We start from the raw sequence: 1410 nt of genomic DNA on the forward strand, positions 1-1410 counted from the left end.
ATGACAGAAACCCTGATCCTAATGCTCCGAGGGATGTTTATGGAAATATTCCACCCATTGTTCCTACGTATGCTTATCTGCCTGGCTACAATTACAATACTGGTTACACTAATGGCAATGGAGGTGGAGGTGTAGGAAATATTGCTATCTTAGGTGGCAACGCGGTCTCTACTTCCCTAAATAAAGGTGTCCCGATTAGTACAGTTAGCTGGTTAAGAAATAAGATATTTGATGTCGGTGCTGACTTCAGTTTGTTTGGTAGCCATTTAAATGGTACCGTTGATTATTTTAACCGATCGCGTACCGGATTGGTTGGTACAAACTTTAGTGTGGTGTTGCCACAGGAAGCAGGATATAGTTTACCTGGAATTAATGAAAATAGTGATTCGCAACGGGGAGGGGAAATTTCGTTGGCTTACAATAACAAAGTTGGAGCGTTAACCTATAACGTAGGCGGTAACTTCTCTTACAGCCGACATTATACCAATATTAACATAACGGCCCCTTTTGGCAACTCCTTAGACCAATACCGCAATTCAGGTGTAAACCGTTTGGCCAATATTAACTGGGGTTACCAGGTTATCGGCCAGTTTACTTCACAAGACCAGATTAATGGTTATAAAGTAAATGAGGATGGTAAAGGCAACAGTACGGTTTTACCCGGTGATTTGATTTATAAGGACCAGAACGGTGACGGAAAAATTGACGGGAACGACCAGCGCCCAATTGGTTATGGCACAAATGCCCAGCCAAACCTTAACTTTGGGCTTACCTTTGGTGCTGCTTATAAAGGCTTTGATTTTCATGCTGATTTTTCCGGCGGTTCCGGCTATTCATGGGAACAAAATTATGAGCAAAGATGGGCTTTTCAGAATAATGGAAACTTAAACACTATTTTTCAGGATAGTTGGCATTTAAGCGACCCTTATAACTTAAACAGCACCTGGATTCCCGGTAAATACCCGGTAAACAGGAATAACGTAGGTATGAATCATTACGATTACAGTTCTAACTCCTCATTTTGGGTGCATAATGTTAAATACATCAGGGCAAGAACAATTGAATTGGGCTACTCTCTGCCTACGGCATTATTAGGTAAGGTTAAAATAAAAAGGGCCAGGTTTTATGCCAACGTATATAACTTGTTCTCCATAGACAATTTGCGGCATTATGGTATTGATCCGGAGATCAGCGACAATAACGGGTTACAAACGCCACAAAACAGGGTTTTTAACTTCGGTGTTAACTTAACCTTTTAACTAAAATTTTATTCGAATATTTAATGAAAAAGATATTAGCAATAGCCATGGTTTCGGTGCTTTTAAGTGCGGAATCATGCACCAAGGACAGTGATTTTTTAAATGTACCGCCAAAATCGGTCGTAACCACAGATGTAGCATTTTCAGATCC

Annotated in this window: 1 pseudogene; it reads left to right on the plus strand. The window is 40.4% G+C overall.

Annotated features, from left to right (window positions below):
• Positions 1–1259, plus strand: a pseudogene (locus Q0192_RS03420) (SusC/RagA family TonB-linked outer membrane protein); the annotation flags it as partial.
• Positions 1260–1410: the final 151 nt, after the last annotated feature.

Origin of the sequence: uncultured Mucilaginibacter sp. (assembly GCF_937859865.1) — a bacterium.
GTDB lineage: Bacteria > Bacteroidota > Bacteroidia > Sphingobacteriales > Sphingobacteriaceae > Mucilaginibacter_A.